Origin of the sequence: Pseudanabaena sp. UWO310 (genome assembly GCF_006861605.1) — a bacterium.
Lineage (GTDB): Bacteria > Cyanobacteriota > Cyanobacteriia > Pseudanabaenales > Pseudanabaenaceae > Pseudanabaena.
The window spans coordinates 12958-28529 of sequence record NZ_SELU01000017.1; the positions used below are offsets into that span (position 1 = coordinate 12958).

25 protein-coding genes are annotated in these 15572 nt (G+C 45.8%); 4 read left to right on the top strand and 21 right to left on the bottom strand.

Annotated features, from left to right (window positions below; translation table 11 throughout):
- Positions 1-52: 52 nt before the first annotated feature.
- Entirely contained in the window at positions 53-325 is a 273-nt protein-coding gene (locus PseudUWO310_RS07475; protein WP_009625463.1) for a hypothetical protein, read from the bottom strand.
- A gap of 148 nt (positions 326-473) precedes the next feature.
- Between PseudUWO310_RS07475 and queA the strand changes: the two genes are divergently transcribed.
- A complete protein-coding gene (queA, locus tag PseudUWO310_RS07480) occupies positions 474-1529 on the top strand; it encodes a tRNA preQ1(34) S-adenosylmethionine ribosyltransferase-isomerase QueA (protein WP_142600092.1) in 1056 nt (351 codons plus the stop codon).
- A gap of 395 nt (positions 1530-1924) precedes the next feature.
- Here queA and PseudUWO310_RS07485 read toward each other — a convergent pair whose 3' ends face one another.
- The 3 genes from PseudUWO310_RS07485 to PseudUWO310_RS23580 form a co-directional block, all read right to left on the bottom strand.
- Positions 1925-2764, bottom strand: coding sequence for a DALR anticodon-binding domain-containing protein (locus tag PseudUWO310_RS07485; protein ID WP_142600093.1), 840 nt, complete (start codon positions 2762-2764; stop codon positions 1925-1927).
- Between the two features lie 102 nt (positions 2765-2866).
- The gene (locus PseudUWO310_RS07490) at positions 2867-3970 is read right to left on the bottom strand and encodes a potassium channel family protein (protein ID WP_190315942.1); all 1104 of its coding nucleotides are present in this window, start codon (positions 3968-3970) and stop codon (positions 2867-2869) included.
- Positions 3971-4092: 122 nt separating this feature from the next.
- Entirely contained in the window at positions 4093-4221 is a 129-nt protein-coding gene (locus PseudUWO310_RS23580; RefSeq protein ID WP_263363402.1) for a hypothetical protein, read from the bottom strand.
- A gap of 252 nt (positions 4222-4473) precedes the next feature.
- On the opposite strand from PseudUWO310_RS23580, the gene PseudUWO310_RS07495 reads away from it, so the two are divergent.
- The 3 genes from PseudUWO310_RS07495 (at position 4474) to PseudUWO310_RS07505 (ending at position 6624) form a co-directional block, all read left to right on the top strand.
- Positions 4474-5016, top strand: coding sequence for a hypothetical protein (locus PseudUWO310_RS07495; RefSeq protein WP_009625467.1), 543 nt, complete (start codon positions 4474-4476; stop codon positions 5014-5016).
- Positions 5017-5118: 102 nt separating this feature from the next.
- The gene (gene rsmD / locus PseudUWO310_RS07500; RefSeq protein WP_142600094.1) at positions 5119-5664 is read left to right on the top strand and encodes a 16S rRNA (guanine(966)-N(2))-methyltransferase RsmD; all 546 of its coding nucleotides are present in this window, start codon (positions 5119-5121) and stop codon (positions 5662-5664) included.
- Between the two features lie 42 nt (positions 5665-5706).
- Positions 5707-6624: an alpha/beta fold hydrolase gene (locus tag PseudUWO310_RS07505; protein ID WP_142600095.1), complete on the top strand. Its 918-nt coding sequence runs from the start codon at positions 5707-5709 to the stop codon at positions 6622-6624.
- Between the two features lie 63 nt (positions 6625-6687).
- Here the strand turns inward: PseudUWO310_RS07505 and infA are convergent, their stop codons facing one another.
- From infA to rpsS, 17 genes are all read right to left on the bottom strand, one after another.
- Positions 6688-6927 (bottom strand): translation initiation factor IF-1, encoded by a 240-nt coding sequence (gene infA / locus PseudUWO310_RS07510; RefSeq protein WP_009625470.1) that lies wholly within the window; start codon positions 6925-6927, stop codon positions 6688-6690.
- A 103-nt stretch (positions 6928-7030) separates the two neighbouring features.
- Positions 7031-7588 (bottom strand): adenylate kinase, encoded by a 558-nt coding sequence (locus tag PseudUWO310_RS07515; RefSeq protein WP_009625471.1) that lies wholly within the window; start codon positions 7586-7588, stop codon positions 7031-7033.
- Positions 7588-8928 (bottom strand): preprotein translocase subunit SecY, encoded by a 1341-nt coding sequence (secY, locus tag PseudUWO310_RS07520; RefSeq protein WP_142600096.1) that lies wholly within the window; start codon positions 8926-8928, stop codon positions 7588-7590. The genes PseudUWO310_RS07515 and secY overlap by 1 nt, the downstream gene beginning before the upstream one ends.
- Before the next feature lie 183 nt (positions 8929-9111).
- Positions 9112-9558 (bottom strand): 50S ribosomal protein L15, encoded by a 447-nt coding sequence (rplO, locus tag PseudUWO310_RS07525; protein ID WP_009625473.1) that lies wholly within the window; start codon positions 9556-9558, stop codon positions 9112-9114.
- Positions 9559-9621: 63 nt separating this feature from the next.
- On the bottom strand, positions 9622-10239 hold the full coding sequence (gene rpsE / locus PseudUWO310_RS07530) for a 30S ribosomal protein S5 (RefSeq protein ID WP_055073978.1): 618 nt from the start codon (positions 10237-10239) through the stop codon (positions 9622-9624).
- Positions 10240-10295: 56 nt separating this feature from the next.
- Positions 10296-10658 carry a 50S ribosomal protein L18 gene (gene rplR, locus PseudUWO310_RS07535; RefSeq protein WP_009625475.1) on the bottom strand — a complete coding sequence of 121 codons (363 nt, stop codon included), beginning with the start codon at positions 10656-10658 and terminating at the stop codon, positions 10296-10298.
- 92 nt (positions 10659-10750) lie between these two features.
- Entirely contained in the window at positions 10751-11314 is a 564-nt protein-coding gene (gene rplF, locus PseudUWO310_RS07540) for a 50S ribosomal protein L6 (protein WP_009625476.1), read from the bottom strand.
- A gap of 86 nt (positions 11315-11400) precedes the next feature.
- Positions 11401-11802: a 30S ribosomal protein S8 gene (gene rpsH, locus PseudUWO310_RS07545; RefSeq protein ID WP_009625477.1), complete on the bottom strand. Its 402-nt coding sequence runs from the start codon at positions 11800-11802 to the stop codon at positions 11401-11403.
- Positions 11803-11825: 23 nt separating this feature from the next.
- Positions 11826-12371: a 50S ribosomal protein L5 gene (gene rplE / locus PseudUWO310_RS07550; RefSeq protein ID WP_055073977.1), complete on the bottom strand. Its 546-nt coding sequence runs from the start codon at positions 12369-12371 to the stop codon at positions 11826-11828.
- Positions 12372-12419: 48 nt separating this feature from the next.
- Positions 12420-12803 carry a 50S ribosomal protein L24 gene (gene rplX, locus PseudUWO310_RS07555; RefSeq protein ID WP_009625479.1) on the bottom strand — a complete coding sequence of 128 codons (384 nt, stop codon included), beginning with the start codon at positions 12801-12803 and terminating at the stop codon, positions 12420-12422.
- Positions 12803-13171 (bottom strand): 50S ribosomal protein L14, encoded by a 369-nt coding sequence (rplN, locus tag PseudUWO310_RS07560; protein ID WP_009625480.1) that lies wholly within the window; start codon positions 13169-13171, stop codon positions 12803-12805. The genes rplX and rplN overlap by 1 nt, the downstream gene beginning before the upstream one ends.
- A 3-nt stretch (positions 13172-13174) precedes the next feature.
- A complete protein-coding gene (rpsQ, locus tag PseudUWO310_RS07565; RefSeq protein ID WP_009625481.1) occupies positions 13175-13426 on the bottom strand; it encodes a 30S ribosomal protein S17 in 252 nt (83 codons plus the stop codon).
- Positions 13427-13481: 55 nt separating this feature from the next.
- Positions 13482-13685 carry a 50S ribosomal protein L29 gene (gene rpmC / locus PseudUWO310_RS07570; protein ID WP_009625482.1) on the bottom strand — a complete coding sequence of 68 codons (204 nt, stop codon included), beginning with the start codon at positions 13683-13685 and terminating at the stop codon, positions 13482-13484.
- Positions 13686-13690: 5 nt separating this feature from the next.
- Positions 13691-14104, bottom strand: a complete 414-nt coding sequence (rplP, locus tag PseudUWO310_RS07575) for a 50S ribosomal protein L16 (protein ID WP_009625483.1) — start codon at positions 14102-14104, stop codon at positions 13691-13693.
- Between the two features lie 26 nt (positions 14105-14130).
- Positions 14131-14877, bottom strand: coding sequence for a 30S ribosomal protein S3 (rpsC, locus tag PseudUWO310_RS07580; protein ID WP_009625484.1), 747 nt, complete (start codon positions 14875-14877; stop codon positions 14131-14133).
- Positions 14878-14879: 2 nt separating this feature from the next.
- Positions 14880-15236 (bottom strand): 50S ribosomal protein L22, encoded by a 357-nt coding sequence (rplV, locus tag PseudUWO310_RS07585; RefSeq protein WP_009625485.1) that lies wholly within the window; start codon positions 15234-15236, stop codon positions 14880-14882.
- An 18-nt stretch (positions 15237-15254) separates the two neighbouring features.
- Positions 15255-15533, bottom strand: coding sequence for a 30S ribosomal protein S19 (gene rpsS / locus PseudUWO310_RS07590; protein WP_009625486.1), 279 nt, complete (start codon positions 15531-15533; stop codon positions 15255-15257).
- Positions 15534-15572 lie beyond the last annotated feature (39 nt).

Here is a 15572-nt window from a genome sequence, read left to right on the forward strand (position 1 = left end):
TAACGGTCAAGAACAACTTCTAGACATTTGCTAGAAACTTGCTAGACATTTGTTAGGCATTTACAGTTTCACGGACAGGAATTACAGTTACTGACTTAACATCTTTACTCTTATCACGAGTATCGTTAATACTGACAACCGTATAGGTTTTGGTGTTGTCGGCTCGGAATACGTCACCCACAGCAAGGGGCTTGTTGTAGTTCAATGCACCAATAAAGCGTTGGTGAAGATCGGTCATTAAATACTGCATAAACTCCTCGTTCAATATAGAAAGGCTGAGAAACAATTTGCGCCCCATACCCAAAGTGTATGTTGCTACTGCCATCTGTATACCACTGTTTTGCCAATTGGTATATAAAATTTCTTATATTTTTTTGTCACTTAGTCACTTTTTGACAAACACTTAGAGGAGTGCTGCATATTTTGTTGCATATTTTTAAGTAGTGCCCATATCCCAAAATGTAACTTCATCTATGACCTCATCGCCTGCTGAACTTGCGCCTGATTTCGCGTTAAGTGCCTATGATTATGAATTGCCAAGCGATCGCATTGCTCAAGATCCAGTTACACCGAGGGATTCATCGCGACTACTGGTGGTTGAGCGCGATCGCAATTTACGACATCAGCACTTTTACGATCTGCCAGATTTTTTGCAGGCCGGGGATTTGCTAGTTTTTAATAACACCAAGGTTATTCCCGCCCGTATGTATGGACAGAAGCTATCGGGGGTTCCTGTGGAGATTTTGTTAATGGAGCCCTTGGGGCACAATCGTTGGTTGGCGTTGGTCAAACCAGGAAAGCGACTGCCAGTCGGTAGCACGATCGTTTTTGCCGAGCGGGTTAAAGCGACGGTCGAAGGGATCGAGACCACGACAAGGGCAAGGGAATTGCAATTTCACATCCCTGAGGATGCTGACCTCGACAAAATTATCGATCAATTAGGTAAGGTTCCTTTGCCTCCCTATGTCACCGATTCCCATACCGATGCAGAGCGCTATCAAACGATCTATGCTGAGGTGTCTGGAGCGATCGCTGCACCAACGGCGGGGTTGCATTTTACGGAGTCCTTGTTTCAAACACTGTCCGATCGCGGTATTGATAAATCCTTTGTGACTTTGCATGTGGGGATTGGCACTTTTCGCCCCGTGGAGACAGAGGACATCACCCAGCATGTGATGCATAACGAGTGGTGCGAAGTGCCAGAGGAAACGATCGCCAAAATCAAGGAAACCAAGGCAAAAGGCGGGCGCGTAATCGGTGTGGGCAGTACGGTGGCGCGATCGCTGGAAAATGCTAATTATCAAGCTTTTCGGGGTAAAACGAATCTCATGATTTATCCAGGTTATGAATGGAAAGTTTTAGATGGCATGATCACTAATTTTCATTTGCCCAAGTCCACGTTATTAATGATGGTGGCTTCTTTTTTGGGAGAGTCGGGACGGGAATTTTTAATGTCGGTATACCAAGAAGCGATCGCTAAAGACTATCGTTTTTATTCCTTTGGCGATGCCATGTTAATTCTCCGATAAGCTCAAAAGGATTGGCGAAACACTGCGCCAATCCTTTTGACTCTAAAAGATGCGGGGCAATCTTCTCGGTTTGGGTTCTTAGAAACCATTTAAGAATTACTTTCTGCGGTCAAAAGTGCTAAGAGATCCCCCTCAATCCCCCTTAAAAAGGGGGAAGAATTTAATTCTCCCCCCTTTTTAAGGACTTGCGATTTAATGAAGTACCAAATATAAAGCCAGAATCGTTGGCGCGGCGGAGCCGCGCCAACGATTCTGGCAAATCTGGATTGGTATCTTATTCTCTCGCAAGTCCCTTAAGGGGGGCTGGGGGGGATCTATCCAATTCTTAAATGGTTTCTTAATTACATCCATCCGAAAAATAGGACTTTAACTTATTGAGGAGCGCTATCAAAGCGCTATAAATACATTGCGTAATTAATTTCAGGTGGAGCGATCGCGACCAAAAACTTTTGGGTAATTCTCAGTAGTAATGCTCGCCTCTGCAATGCATAGCGATCCACGCCAAAAATTCGACAGCGATCGTAAAACTGTAAAAAAGCTTCGGCTAGCGATCGGGATAATTTCTCTCTATCAAAAGGCAAAATATTTCCATTTTCTAAATAATCGGCGATCGCCATATTTCGCAATAACAAACTAACTTCCTCAGGTTCTATCGGTTCTATTTTGTGGATTTTGTTAATAGTTGCGGCGCGGGCTGAATATTGGGAATCTTGATTGGTTCTATCGATTAATCGGATTAGGGCACAGCAGCGAGCATGGGCATATTGCTGCATTGGTTCGGGCGTTAGTTGAGAAGGATTCAGAGAAGGATTTAGGGAAATATTACGCTTTTGCCACAATAGATGATCGCCACTTATCTCAAAAGATGCTGCGTCAAGTCGCCAACTCATCAAAGTATGGAGGCTGTCCCCTAGATATCGCTCGCTTAGACAAATATTTAACAAACCCTTATGGCAGGATTTGATATTCCATTCTGCAAATAGTTGGGGGTTTTGCGAACGGTTTTCTGCGATCGCCTCAGTAACTTTTTTCGCTATTTTTTCCGCGATCTCGATCGCTTCTATCCCTACTTGATGGGAAATTGCTAAGGCGATCGCCAATGTGTAATGCGCTCCATATTTGGGATAGCAAATCTTCAGGGCAATTTCTCTAGGGGCTAGCAAAATCTGAAATTCGGAATTAATCGCTAAGGCGATCGCCATTTGAATGGGGCGAGATGGCGAAATAAACTTCATGATAATTTAGGTTTAGTTTTTAATTCCCAAAAGTGTGACAACACTAATTGGCATAAACCCAGAAGTAGCGGCGCTTTGCGCCGCTACTTCTGGGTTTTATTATTATTTTATGCGGGGTAATCGTAACAAATTTGTTTTTTTAGAAAGCGGACTCAGGATTTGATTCAGCGCTCGCAATTGTTCGGGGGTTCCCATGGAGATTAAAACATCGCCTTGTAAAATTTCTGTATTGCCGTCGGGACCAGCAATCACATTGCCATCTTCTCTCCGAATCGCTAATACAAGAACTCCCGTCTGCGATCGCAAACTCGCTTGCTTTAGGGAAATGCCGATAAAACTAGGTTCATCAATGCGATATTCCTCGATATAAAAGGAACGATTTTTGCCCGCAATAATGCCATCCACAAAATCCATCACCTGTGGGCGCAGGGCAACTGCTGCCATACGCTTACCACCTGTGATATAGGGTGAAATTACTTCATCGGCTCCACCTCGGCGCAGCTTTTGCATGGCTTCTTCCGTACTCGCCCTAGCGATCGCCCGAATTTCTGTATTTAAGGTTTTGGCGGATAAAACCGTATAGAGATTTTCTGCATCCGAAGGTAAGGCAGCCACGATGCACACCGCTCGTTCGATTCCCGCAAAAAGTAGGGTTTGATCAAGGGCGGCATCGCCTTGCACTGCTAGATATCCCGCCTGTTCGGCCTGTGCGATCATGACAGGATCGCTATCAATGACCACAAAGGAAATACTGCCCTCGGCGGTAAATTCGGCGGTAACTTGCCTGCCTGTGCGCCCAAAGCCGCAAACTATATAGTGTTTATTTAAGGAGTTCATAAATTTTCGCTGTCGCCTCGCCTGAAAAATATCGTAAATATGACCATTAGCGATCGCTGTTGTAAACTGGGCGGCGATGTAGCTGATGCTCACAACTCCCATGACGATCAGAATAATCGTGAAGATCCTTCCTTCAAAATGTAAAGGATTGGTCTCTCCATAGCCAATTGTGGCGAGGGTAATGATCGTCATATAAAGGGAATCAAACCAACTCCATCCTTCGAGTAAGCGGTAGCCTAGGGTTCCAATTACGACTAAACCGACTAAGATCGAGGCATTGGTAAGTAAAGTTCGCTGATATTGCAGCAACTCCCGCTGTAAGAAATCTGGCTGTAGCTGATGGTAATTTAGCGAACTTTTAGAAGGCATACATTTTTTTAATGTTGTGACCTATAAGCAATATAGCTGCCGCCAACTGTATCAGGACATAAAAACCCAAAGAGAGTTGCCGCGCTCTGCGCGGCAACTCTCTTTGGGTTTTTGATTTCGTCCTAACAAAACTGGCGGCAGCTATAGTTTCCCAAGGCTTGAGGCGATCGATCGCCTATGTCAATTACACCCTTCATATATAAACCTAAGGTTTGCTTAGGGCATAAAGCCCAAAGATGAGTGCCACTCATCTTTGGGCTTTTATGTCCTAAGCAAATCATTTAGAATTGCTATATATTTGAGGCGATGGACGAGTAGATATTAAAAAGCGATCGCATTTTTGGCGATCGCTTTAAAAATTAGATAAAAGTTCTAGAGTGGATGTTAAGCTGCTTATAGCAATATCCGTTCAGCTTTTTCGGCATTTTTAGTAAGATTGTTTTTTGCATCAATCTATTTTTCGCAAATACTCGCACATAAATGCTGTCACTTACGAGACAAGTATGCCACCAGAGCCACCTTCAGACGAAACACGAATTAACCGTGCTGTCTCCTCTCCCTATCGTTCGGCAGTTGATATTAATGACGATAACTTAGAGAAGTTTCATGCTTGGACGGGGTATAACACCCATACTGATATGAGTAGTAACACGAAATTCCAAATGCGTGACTTTCATATCGATTTGGGCATGGCAGTTATTGGCTTTGGGGTTCTGTGTGGATGGGAAGTGCGATCGCGCAAAATCGACTTCAAGGGTAAGACGCATATTATCTACGAACTAAGGGGAGAGACCGATCCGCAGGTCGTTCCGATGTTGCGCCAAAACTGTAGCGATGAAATGGCAACTTTTCTCCATAGCCGCTTAATCAGAACTTTAGATTTTCTCCGTTCTTGCTCGAAATTCTCTGGCATTCCTCACGTACATATCATCTCTATTCGCAATCATTATGTAATGAGTGCGGTATGGCGACCTTACCAAAATAAAATTTGGATGGTTCCCATCGATCAGATCGAGGGATTATCTTTTTCCAGCCATTTAATCTAAGTAAGCGGGCTTAATTAAATATAAAACCCTAAAAGCTGCGGCGCATGCGGCGCGTGCGCCGCAGCTTTTAGATCTGGATTTTGATTATGCTAAGGTACTTAGATGTCTATTCGTATTAAAGGCGATCGTTCTATTAAAACCCCTACAGGGCTATCCACAAGACCAACGCCCAGTAAGGTGAGGGCAGCAGTTTTTAATATTTTGCAAAGTCGGATTAAAAACGCTAATTGGTTGGATATCTGTGCGGGGTCAGGGGCGATGGGCGCGGAAGCCCTAACCAGAGGTGCTAGCAAGGTCGTGGGCATCGAGTTATCGGCGATCGCATGTCGGATCGTCCATGAAAATTGGCATAAGTTCGCGCAACCAGAGCAGCAGTTTCAAATCATCAAGGGGGATGCGATCAAGATTTTGCCAAAATTACAACCTCAATTTTTCGATCTCGTCTATTTCGATCCGCCATACCAAAGCGATCTATACGAACCAGTCCTAAAGGCTTTACCGCCCTTGCTTACGGAGAAAGCTTTAGCGATCGCTGAGTGCGATCGCCTCCGCCCTCTCCCCGATGAAATCGGAAATCTGATCTGTTGCGATCGTCGTCAATATGGACAAACTGCCCTAGCCTTTTATCAACTCAAGTCTCCAGTATAAAATCCTATAAATCCTAAAGAGTCATCCTAAAGAGTCACCACCGTGCTAACTACAGAAAATATCGAAACACTTGAGCGCCAGTCATCTTCCTTGCAAACATGGATATGGCGGGGATATCAGATCAAATATGCGGTCGCGGGTACAGGTACACCCCTTGTATTAATTCATGGTTTTGGAGCCTCAATTGGACATTGGAAAAAGAATATGTCCGTATGGGCGGCGGCAGGTTATCAAGTATATGCGATCGACCTATTGGGTTTTGGAGGCTCAGCTAAACCCGAACTCGATTATTCCTTAGAACTATGGGAGGAACTGCTTGGCGATTTTCATCGGGAATGGGTCAAGCAGCCTGCGGTCTGGATTGGCAACTCCATCGGTGCATTATTAGCCTTGATGTTAGTTACTAATTCTCCTGAGATCGCGATCGGGGCAGTCCTGCTCAATGCCGCAGGAGGCTTGAACCATCGTCCTGAAGAGTTAAACCTACCCTTGAGACTGGTGATGGGGGCTTTTGCCAAGTTAGTTAGCTCTGAAACTACTGGTAAATTTGTCTTCGATCTCGTGCGCCGAAAACAGAATATTCGCAACTCCCTTCGTCAGGTCTATCGCAATCATCAGGCGATCGATGATGCATTAGTAGATATGCTCTATCAACCTTCCTGTGACGCAGGAGCCCAAAAGGTATTCGCTTCAATTTTAACTGCCCCTGCGGGACCCCGCACCGCCGATCTCTTGGCTAAGGTGGAGAAACCACTGCTAGTTCTCTGGGGCGATGCTGATCCTTGGACTCCGATTAATGGCGCAAAGATATACGCAGAAGCAAGCCGCACAAAAGATATTCAAGTAATCGCCATTCCCAATACGGGACATTGTCCCCACGACGATCGCCCTGAGATTGTCAATGCATTAGTAACTCATTGGCTTAGTACAAAGATGATTGGCGACGCTTCGCGTCGCTAATCATCTTTGGGGTTGTGATTTTATCGCTAAAAAAACAACGCTCTTAAGAGCGTTGTTTTTTGGTTATTTCTTGCCACCACCTTGATTTTTGAGGCGATAGGTAATACGTCCCTTCGTCAGATCGTAGGGAGTTAGCTCTACCTTAACGCGATCGCCTGGCAAAATCTTGATGTAGTTCCGACGGATCTTGCCCGAAATGTGAGCAAGTACATTAAAGCCATTATCGAGGGCAACTCGAAACATAGCATTAGGAAGTGACTCAGTCACCGTCCCTTCCATTTCAATAGCATCTTCTTTTGACAAACAAACTCTCCGAAATTCAGTATTAAGTTCTCTAGGATCGAGACAATTTCATCGCGCAAAGCGCAATTTCCTTGAGCTTTGCTCGATGAAATTGCCTTTAAATCTATGCCAGAAAAGCTTTGATTGTCTCTGTTACCTCTGGCATAGAGGGAGTACCATCAATCTGCTTCACTTTATTTCCATAAAATTCTAGCAGAGGTCTGGTTTTGGCATTGTATTCTTCCAGCCGATTTTGGATTACCTCTTCAGTGTCATCGGTACGTCCTTGCTCGACCGCCCTTGCTTTGAGGCGATCGATCAAAAAGCGATCGGGCACATCAAGATTAATCACCGAATCATAGGGCTGATTGATCTCAGATAACAAAAGATCCAGTGCTTCCGCCTGAGCCACCGTGCGGGGAAAGCCGTCTAAAATCCAACCCGCTTGAGTATCAGGCTGTCTTAGGCGTGACTCGATCACTTCGATCACTACGGCATCGGGAACGAGTCGCCCCGAATCGCTGAAGGATTTTACCTTCAGTCCTAATTCGCTACCTTGCTTGATCTCCGCCCGAAAGATATCGCCAGGAGCAATTCTCGGTACTTGCCAAGATTCAGCTAAAATCTCGCCTTGAGTACCCTTACCAGCCCCAGGGGGACCCATCAAAATTACTCTAGGCATTACTGTTTCACCATACCTTCATAACGTTGAGAGATCACATAGGTTTGAATTTGCTTTGAAGTTTCGATCGCCACCCCAACCAAAATTAATAGCGAAGTTGCACCAATGCCACTAAATGTCGATACCCCAGTAGCCTTTTCGAGGGCGCTAGGAATAATCGCAATACCGCAGAGAAATACAGAACCAAGCAGCGTCAATCGGTTAAGCACGCCACTGATGTAGTCGGAAGTGGCAGTTCCTGGTCTGACGGTAGGAATACTACTACCCATCTTTTTGAGATTTTGGGATAACTCCACAGGATTCAAAACTAGGGTCGAATAAAAGAAGCTAAACCCTAGAATTAAAAGCATATACACGGGGATATGCCCAGCTCCACTAGGCGAGATCCAAGTAGCGATCGACACGAATACTTCATTATTAATGCTTTGGCTGAGGTAGGCAGGCAAAATCATCACCGACGAGGCAAAGATGATTGGCATTACCCCGCCTTGGTTTAGCCTTAGAGGCAAATAAGAAGCCTGTTCTCGATAGAGCTTCCGTCCTACTTGGCGACGAGCCGAAATAATCGGAATTCTTCGGGTTCCTTCCTGCACGAATACGATGCCGACAATCATGATCAAGAAGATGACCAGCAGCAAAATTACGCCACCTACACGGGAGCTATCTTTCTGAGCGAGGGAAATAGTGTCACCTAAGGATTTTGGCAAGTTTGCAACAATACTGATAAAGATTAGTAATGAAGCCCCGTTACCCACTCCTTTTTCGGTAATTAATTCACCAGCCCACATGACAAACATTGCACCTGCGGCAAGCGCCACAGTTGTCTGGAAAATAAAGCTAGAAAAAATCACGCGACCATCGCCAATGGTAATCCAGTTGGCGCTGGCATCCGATAGTACACCAGAGTTTTGCACCCATACACCCAAGCCCCAGCTTTGAATTACTCCCCAAACAAAAGCTACATAGCGAGTGTATTGAGAGATTTTTCTGCGCCCTGCTTCGCCTTCATTTTTTTGCAGATTTTCTAAACTTGGCAATGCCGAGGTCATCAACTGCATAATGATCGAAGCGTTAATGAATGGCAAAATTCCTAACGCAAATATGCCAAGTAGAGATAGTCCACCACCAGAAAAAATATCTAAGAAATTAACTACAGCATTGTTTTTAACAATTTCTGTAAATCTTAGGCGATCGACTCCTGGTAATGGTAAGTAAATACCAAGTCTAACTAATATTAAAACTCCGACAGTGACTAGTAAACGTCCACGCAAACCTGCGGCTTGAGCCATTTGCATAAAGGTTTCTTGTGCTGTCGGGTTCTTTCCTTTACTGACAACCATGACTAAACTTACCTCAAAGCATTTAGTACTTTAGGAAAGACAGCTTTTAATACCATCTTTCCTAAATTAAGATCTTTAAATATTGTAGTTGCATGAAGAAATGCTTAACATATCTTCCTTCCAAAACAACAAAAGAGAATATGTGGCGAAGCGTTAACCACTTCGCCACATATTCTCTTTTGTTTAGGCCGCAACTTCTACAGTGCCGCCTGCTGCTTCGATTTTAGCTTTTGCAGATGTGGTAATTGAATGGGCGCGAACGGTTAGCGCGACATTAATCTCACCTCTTCCTAAAACACGCAACACACCATCGTTTTGGGTAATAATCCCTGCGTCCATCAAAGACTCAAGAGTTACCACAGTATTACTAGGTAGATCGCTTAATTGATCGAGATTAACAATTGTGAAGTGTTTGGGATTAACAATTGTAAAGTGCTTAAGTTTTGGTACTCGTCTATAAAGGGGGATTTGACCACCTTCAAAACCAGGTCTGGTGGGGCGACCCGAACGAGATTTTTGACCGCGCATACCAAATCCACCGCTAGCACCTTGCCCTGCGGCAATTCCACGTCCAATGCGACGCTTGCGATGCTGAGAGCCTTCTTGAGGCTGAAGATCGTCAATTCTCATAGTTTTTCCTAGCTGATTACTGTTTTTGAAAAATCCCTGCATAGCAAGGATTTTTCAAAGTTATTAGTTGAATAACTGTTCCAATGTAATACCGCGAGTTCTGGCGACTTCGCCAAAGGTACGCAGGGTGGAAAGGGCATTAACTGCGGCGCGAGCGTTATTGAGAGGGCTGCTAGAACCGAGTTGCTTTGCCAAGATGTTTTTGACCCCAGCAAGTTCTAGTACAGTTCTGACGGCTCCACCAGCAATTACCCCAGTACCAGGGGATGCAGGACGGATCATTACCTTAGCGCCGCCACCGATACCATTGGTAGGATGGGGGATGGAATTGCTCTTGGTCAAGGGTACGTCGATCGCATGTTTTCTGGCATCGGCAACGCCTTTTTTAACAGCATTGATTACATCGGCAGCCTTACCAACACCAACGCCAACCTGTCCTTTCTCATTACCGACGACGACGATCGCACGGAAACTGAGTTTTTTACCACCCTTAACAACCTTAGTTACACGGCGGATTTGGACAACGCGTTCTTGCCATTCCGATTCTTTTTCAGTACGAGCGCGATCGCTTTTCTTACTATCGCGCTTGCCTTTGCGCTTTTCATCGCGGTTGTTGTCGCCACTGTCGCCGCTGCCACTGTCGCGACCACCACCTGGTCTTGATTCTCTATTTTTAGCCATAATTCTTAGCCATATTAGTTTCTATCTACTGATTCACTGCTGGATGATTCGATGCGCTAGAAATCTAGACCTGCTTCGCGGGCAGCTTCAGCGAGAGCTTGGACTCTTCCATGATAGAGATTACCACCACGGTCGAACACAACTTTAGTAATTCCTTTGGCGATCGCTCTTTCCGCAATCAAAGCCCCAACTTTAGCTGAAGCTTCGGAATTTGCAGTAGTGCTGAGGCTTTCACGCACATCTGCTTCGCGGGTCGATGCAGCAACGAGAGTATGCTGTGCTACATCATCAATCACTTGCGCCACAATGTGATTATTAGAGCGGTAAATTGCTAAGCGAGGACGTTCGGGCGTGCCTGACATACCTTTGCGAATTCGCTTGTGGCGGCTTACGGTTGCTTGTCTACGACTGACACTCATATTGTTCGTAACCTATCGATTTTTTGTCGATTCTATATAAAATGAAAATCAAATAAAGAGGTAGAAATAAAATAGGTATATTATTCCTAGTTCTATTTCTTACCAGTCTTACCAGCCTTACGTCTGACGAATTCACCGAGATAGCGGATGCCCTTACCTTTGTATACTTCAGGGGGACGTACAGCGCGAATTTTAGCGGCTAAGTTGCCAACGATTTCCTTGTCGATGCCTTCCACAACAATAAATGTGCCTTGAGGAACCTTCTTCCCCGACGCATCTTCCACACCTAAGGAAATACCTTCAGGAGGAACGATATCAACGGTATGGCTATAACCAACTGTAAGGACGATATTGCTGCCGTTTAAGTTGGCACGATAACCAACCCCTTGAATTTCGAGCTTGCGCTTAAAGCCAGTGGATACACCTTCGACCATATTGGCAACGAGGGTGCGAAAAAGACCGTGCTGTTGCCTTGCGGGGCGAGACTCGTTAGCGCGATTGACAATTAAGTTGCTCTCTTCTTGCAGGATTTCTACAGTCGGGGGCAACACACGCTTTAGTTCGCCTTTAGGTCCTTTGACGGTTACCTCTTGCCCTACGATGGAGACCGCAACTTTGGGGGGAAGAGGAATGGGACGTTTTCCAATACGAGACATGTCTGTTTTCCGTTGCTTGTGATTTTATTTGCTGAGTTAACAGCCTGAATTACCAGATCGAGATTAAATAATCTTCAAGATCTGAATTACCAGATATAGCAAAGGACTTCACCGCCGACTCCCTGTTTACGGGCTTCGCGATCGGTCATGATCCCTTTAGAGGTGGAAATGATCGCAATGCCGATCCCACCTAATACACGGGGTAATTCTTTAGAGTTCGAGTAAACCCGTAAACCAGGTTTGCTCACACGCTTAAGGCGTTTGATAATTGATTGACGATTTTTGCCTTCGTACTTGAGGGCGACGACCAAGGCGCGGTCGATACTTTCGCCTGTTTCTTCAAAATCTGCGATAAAACCTTCTTGTTTCATCACTCGGGCAATGCTCAAAGTCATCTTCGTTGCAGGAATTGCAGTGGTCTGATGCTTTGCCAGTGTGGCATTGCGAATGCGGGTAAGCATATCCGAGATGGTGTCGTTGGTAGCCATCCTTATCTCCTAATTCGATCTACTTATGATTCTCTAAAGGGCATACCAACTGCTTTCAGGAGCGCACGTCCTTCTTCGTCCGTGTTGGCAGTGGTAATGATGGAAATATCAAGCCCCCGAATTTGCTCAATACTGTCGTAGCTGATTTCGGGGAAGATAAGTTGCTCGCGGACACCGAGGGTATAGTTACCACGTCCATCAAAGCTCTTGGGGCTAACACCGCGAAAGTCACGAATGCGAGGCAATGAGAAGTTGATCAGACGATCCAAGAAGTTATTCATCTTATCGCGGCGCAAGGTAACCATCATCCCGACGGGCATACCTTGACGCAATTTGAAACCAGCGATCGCTTTTTTCGCTCTGGTGACCACGGGCTTTTGACCTGCGATCGTGGCAATTTCAGTTAAAGATGCTTCTAGGGACTTTGCGTTTTGAGCAGCTTCGCCCAGACCGCGATTGATTACCACCTTCTCAAATTTGGGAACTTGATGAATATTGGTGTACTTGAACTGTTCCATCAATTTGGGAACAGCCTGTTTGGCATAGACTTCGGCGAACGGTGTTAGCATTTTATCTTCCTCGATGATTTTTCCTGGGCTTGGTCAGGTTGTACAGAATTATTTCTTTTCAGTCTTGACGGAATCAACGATTTCGCCAGTCTTTTTCAACATTCTTACTTTCTTGCCATCGTCCGTAAAGGTGTAGCAAGAGCGGCTAGCGGTCTTTTCCTTTTCGGAGTACAACAATACTTTGGAACTGTGGATCGGAAATTCACGGGTAATGGTTTGTCCAGACTCGCCATCAGCTTGAGGCTTGACATGCTTAGTCTTGACATTGACACCTTCCACAAGGATGGTGCTGTCCTTAGGGAAAACCTGTAGCACTTTGGCAACGGTTCCCTTGGAACTTCCTGAAATTACTTGAACTACATCATCTTTTTTGACATGCATCTTAAAAGACTTGCGATTGCCACGATAGGCAGTCTTGGGCTTGAATGACATTACAGTACCTCTGGCGCTAGGGAGATAATTTTGGTGAAGTTTTTATCCCGTAACTCACGCGCAACTGGACCAAATACGCGGGTTCCTTTGGGGTTGCCGTCTTGGTTAATGATCACCGCCGCGTTGTCATCAAAGCGGATTCTCATCCCACTTTCGCGGTTGATGGATGCCTTAGTGCGAACGATCACGGCGCGGACAACATCAGATTTCTTGACTGGCATATTTGGCGCAGCATCCTTGACCGTGGCGATAATGACATCACCAACTCCGCCAAAGGCACGGTTACCGCCAGCCAAAACGCGGATACATAGTAGCTTTTTAGCTCCACTATTATCGGCGACATTTAAATAAGACTCTTGTTGAATCATGGCTTATGCTTCCGAGCTAGATGAGAGAATCTCTACAACTTCCCATCGCTTTGTACGGCTGAGGGGACGGGTTTCCCGAATTTTGACGCGATCGCCTTCACGGGTTTTATCTTCTTCGTCGTGGGCTTTGAACTTAGTCGTTTTGACCACGATTTTTCCATATTTGGGGTGAGAGGAACGGTTTTCTACCGCTACAACCACCGTTTTTTGCATTTTATCGCTGACGACAACGCCAACTTTCTCTTTAACTGCCATTGCTAACTCCTATGTCTTTACTTTTCGGTTCTTTAAAATAAATTTTCTAAATCGACTAAGCTCTGGACTGGCGTTCGCGTTCGACAGTCATCAGTTGCGACAGACGGTGCTTCGCATGTTTGAACTGATGCGGTTGGACGGGCTGTCTAGTTGCCTGCTTGAAGCGCAGATCGAATAGCTCTTTCTTGACAGACAAGACTTGAGCTTGCAACTCTTCATCAGATAGCTCTCTAGTTTCTTGGACTTTGGGGAGTGCCATATCTTTTACTCCTTCTCACGGATAACGAATCTGGTTTTGATTGGCATCTTGGCTGCGGCAAGACGAATTGCCTCTCTTGCGGTCTCTTCACTTACACCAGCCACTTCAAACATGATGCGACCGGGCTTAACTACCGATACCCAAAATTCTGGAGCACCTTTACCTGAACCCATGCGGGTTTCAGCGGGACGCATCGTTACGGGTTTGTCTGGGAAAATACGAATCCAAATCTTGCCACCGCGACGGATGTAGCGGTTCATAGCACGACGGGCAGCTTCGATTTGACGAGATGTAATCCAAGAAGGCTCTAGAGCCTGCATGGCGTAATCTCCAAAGTTGATTTCAGCGCCTCTGGTAGCGGGACCCGCCATCCGACCGCGTTGCTGCTTACGAAATTTTGTACGTTTGGGACTTAACATGGTTCAAAACTCAAGGGTGACAGAATTTATCCTTCAGCGCTGGAACGATCCTCAAATTGAGGGCGACGTTGCTGGCGACGACGGGGTTGAGCGGCAGGAGCGGGGGCTTCTTCGCCTTGAATGATTTCGCCTTTAAAGATCCAGACCTTGATGCCAATCACACCATAAATAGTTCTGGAGGTCTTATAGCTATAGTCAATATCGGCTCGCAATGTATGCAGAGGAACGCGACCTTCACGAACCCACTCAGTTCTCGCAATTTCAGCACCGTTGAGACGACCACTGATTTGCACCTTGATACCTTCGATGCCTGCACGTTGAGCCCTTTGGATGGCTTGACGTACGACGCGGCGGAAGGAAACGCGACGTTCGATTTGTTGGGCGATGTATTCAGCAATGAGAGGGGCTTCAGCATCGACTCTGGTTACTTCGGTAACGTTAATCCGAACTTGGCTAGTACCAGTCTTTTTAAGGGAACCGTCCAGTTCGAGGTGCTTGACTAGTCCGACGCGCAATTGCTCGATCCCAGCGCCACCACGACCGACGACAACTCCAGGTCTGGCGGTACGGATTTCGAGATCGACTTGATCGGCTTTGCGATCGATCAAGATGTCAGCGATACCTGCATTACTGAGGGTTTTTTCAATAAACTTACGGATTTTGCTGTCTTCTTCAGCCAAAATACCGTAGCGATTGACATCAGCGTACCAACGAGAAAGGTGGGACTTGGTGATGCCGAGGCGTAACCCTGTTGGGTGAATCTTCTGACCCATACCTATTCTTCCTCCGATGGTTTGACGGTGATCGTAATGTGGCACGTTGGCTTACGAATTTGGTAAGCGCGACCTTGAGCGCGGGGACGGAAGCGCTTGAGGCTAGGTCCCATATCGGCAAAGGCTTGGTTAACTACTAGGGATGCGGGATCGAGTCCTGCATTATGTTCTGCATTTGCTACTGCCGAACGCAATACTTTTGTGATTGGTTCGCAGGAGCGGTAAGGCATGAACTCAAGAATCATCAATGCTTCGCGGTAGCTACGACCACGGATTTGGTCGAGTACTCGACGCACCTTGTGGGGTGACATGCGAATATATTTGGCTACGGCAGGGATTTCGTTTTGGGCGAGGATCATTTTTAACTACCTGTCTACCTATCTCTTGGCCTTTTTATCGCTCTTGGCATGACCGCGGAAGGTGCGAGTAGGGGCAAACTCTCCGAGTTTGTGTCCTACCATTTGCTCCGTGACATATACAGGAACGTGCTGTTTTCCGTTGTGACAAGCAATTGTATGCCCGATCATTTGAGGAAGAATGGTGGAAGCGCGAGACCATGTTTTGACAACTTGCTTTTCACCCTTGGCGTTAAGCTTTTCAATTTTGGTCAGTAAGTGATCGGCAACAAAGGGACCTTTTTTTAGCGATCGCGTCATAATTTGTACTCTCTGTAAAAACTTTGAATATATATTTTC

What these genes read in the sequence shown, in the direction of transcription:
- PseudUWO310_RS07475 (WP_009625463.1), bottom strand. Translation starts at nt 325, where the DNA reads ATGGCAGTAGCAACATACACTTTGGGTATGGGGCGCAAATTGTTTCTC.
- queA (WP_142600092.1), top strand. Translation starts at nt 474, where the DNA reads ATGACCTCATCGCCTGCTGAACTTGCGCCTGATTTCGCGTTAAGTGCC.
- PseudUWO310_RS07485 (WP_142600093.1), bottom strand. Translation starts at nt 2,764, where the DNA reads ATGAAGTTTATTTCGCCATCTCGCCCCATTCAAATGGCGATCGCCTTA.
- PseudUWO310_RS07490 (WP_190315942.1), bottom strand. Translation starts at nt 3,970, where the DNA reads ATGCCTTCTAAAAGTTCGCTAAATTACCATCAGCTACAGCCAGATTTC.
- PseudUWO310_RS23580 (WP_263363402.1), bottom strand. Translation starts at nt 4,221, where the DNA reads ATGAGTGGCACTCATCTTTGGGCTTTATGCCCTAAGCAAACCTTAGGT.
- PseudUWO310_RS07495 (WP_009625467.1), top strand. Translation starts at nt 4,474, where the DNA reads ATGCCACCAGAGCCACCTTCAGACGAAACACGAATTAACCGTGCTGTC.
- rsmD (WP_142600094.1), top strand. Translation starts at nt 5,119, where the DNA reads ATGTCTATTCGTATTAAAGGCGATCGTTCTATTAAAACCCCTACAGGG.
- PseudUWO310_RS07515 (WP_009625471.1), bottom strand. Translation starts at nt 7,588, where the DNA reads ATGCCTAGAGTAATTTTGATGGGTCCCCCTGGGGCTGGTAAGGGTACT.
- secY (WP_142600096.1), bottom strand. Translation starts at nt 8,928, where the DNA reads ATGGTTGTCAGTAAAGGAAAGAACCCGACAGCACAAGAAACCTTTATG.
- rplO (WP_009625473.1), bottom strand. Translation starts at nt 9,558, where the DNA reads ATGAGAATTGACGATCTTCAGCCTCAAGAAGGCTCTCAGCATCGCAAG.
- rpsE (WP_055073978.1), bottom strand. Translation starts at nt 10,239, where the DNA reads ATGGCTAAAAATAGAGAATCAAGACCAGGTGGTGGTCGCGACAGTGGC.
- rplR (WP_009625475.1), bottom strand. Translation starts at nt 10,658, where the DNA reads ATGAGTGTCAGTCGTAGACAAGCAACCGTAAGCCGCCACAAGCGAATT.
- rplF (WP_009625476.1), bottom strand. Translation starts at nt 11,314, where the DNA reads ATGTCTCGTATTGGAAAACGTCCCATTCCTCTTCCCCCCAAAGTTGCG.
- rpsH (WP_009625477.1), bottom strand. Translation starts at nt 11,802, where the DNA reads ATGGCTACCAACGACACCATCTCGGATATGCTTACCCGCATTCGCAAT.
- rplE (WP_055073977.1), bottom strand. Translation starts at nt 12,371, where the DNA reads ATGCTAACACCGTTCGCCGAAGTCTATGCCAAACAGGCTGTTCCCAAA.
- rplX (WP_009625479.1), bottom strand. Translation starts at nt 12,803, where the DNA reads ATGTCATTCAAGCCCAAGACTGCCTATCGTGGCAATCGCAAGTCTTTT.
- rplN (WP_009625480.1), bottom strand. Translation starts at nt 13,171, where the DNA reads ATGATTCAACAAGAGTCTTATTTAAATGTCGCCGATAATAGTGGAGCT.
- rpsQ (WP_009625481.1), bottom strand. Translation starts at nt 13,426, where the DNA reads ATGGCAGTTAAAGAGAAAGTTGGCGTTGTCGTCAGCGATAAAATGCAA.
- rpmC (WP_009625482.1), bottom strand. Translation starts at nt 13,685, where the DNA reads ATGGCACTCCCCAAAGTCCAAGAAACTAGAGAGCTATCTGATGAAGAG.
- rplP (WP_009625483.1), bottom strand. Translation starts at nt 14,104, where the DNA reads ATGTTAAGTCCCAAACGTACAAAATTTCGTAAGCAGCAACGCGGTCGG.
- rpsC (WP_009625484.1), bottom strand. Translation starts at nt 14,877, where the DNA reads ATGGGTCAGAAGATTCACCCAACAGGGTTACGCCTCGGCATCACCAAG.
- rplV (WP_009625485.1), bottom strand. Translation starts at nt 15,236, where the DNA reads ATGATCCTCGCCCAAAACGAAATCCCTGCCGTAGCCAAATATATTCGC.
- rpsS (WP_009625486.1), bottom strand. Translation starts at nt 15,533, where the DNA reads ATGACGCGATCGCTAAAAAAAGGTCCCTTTGTTGCCGATCACTTACTG.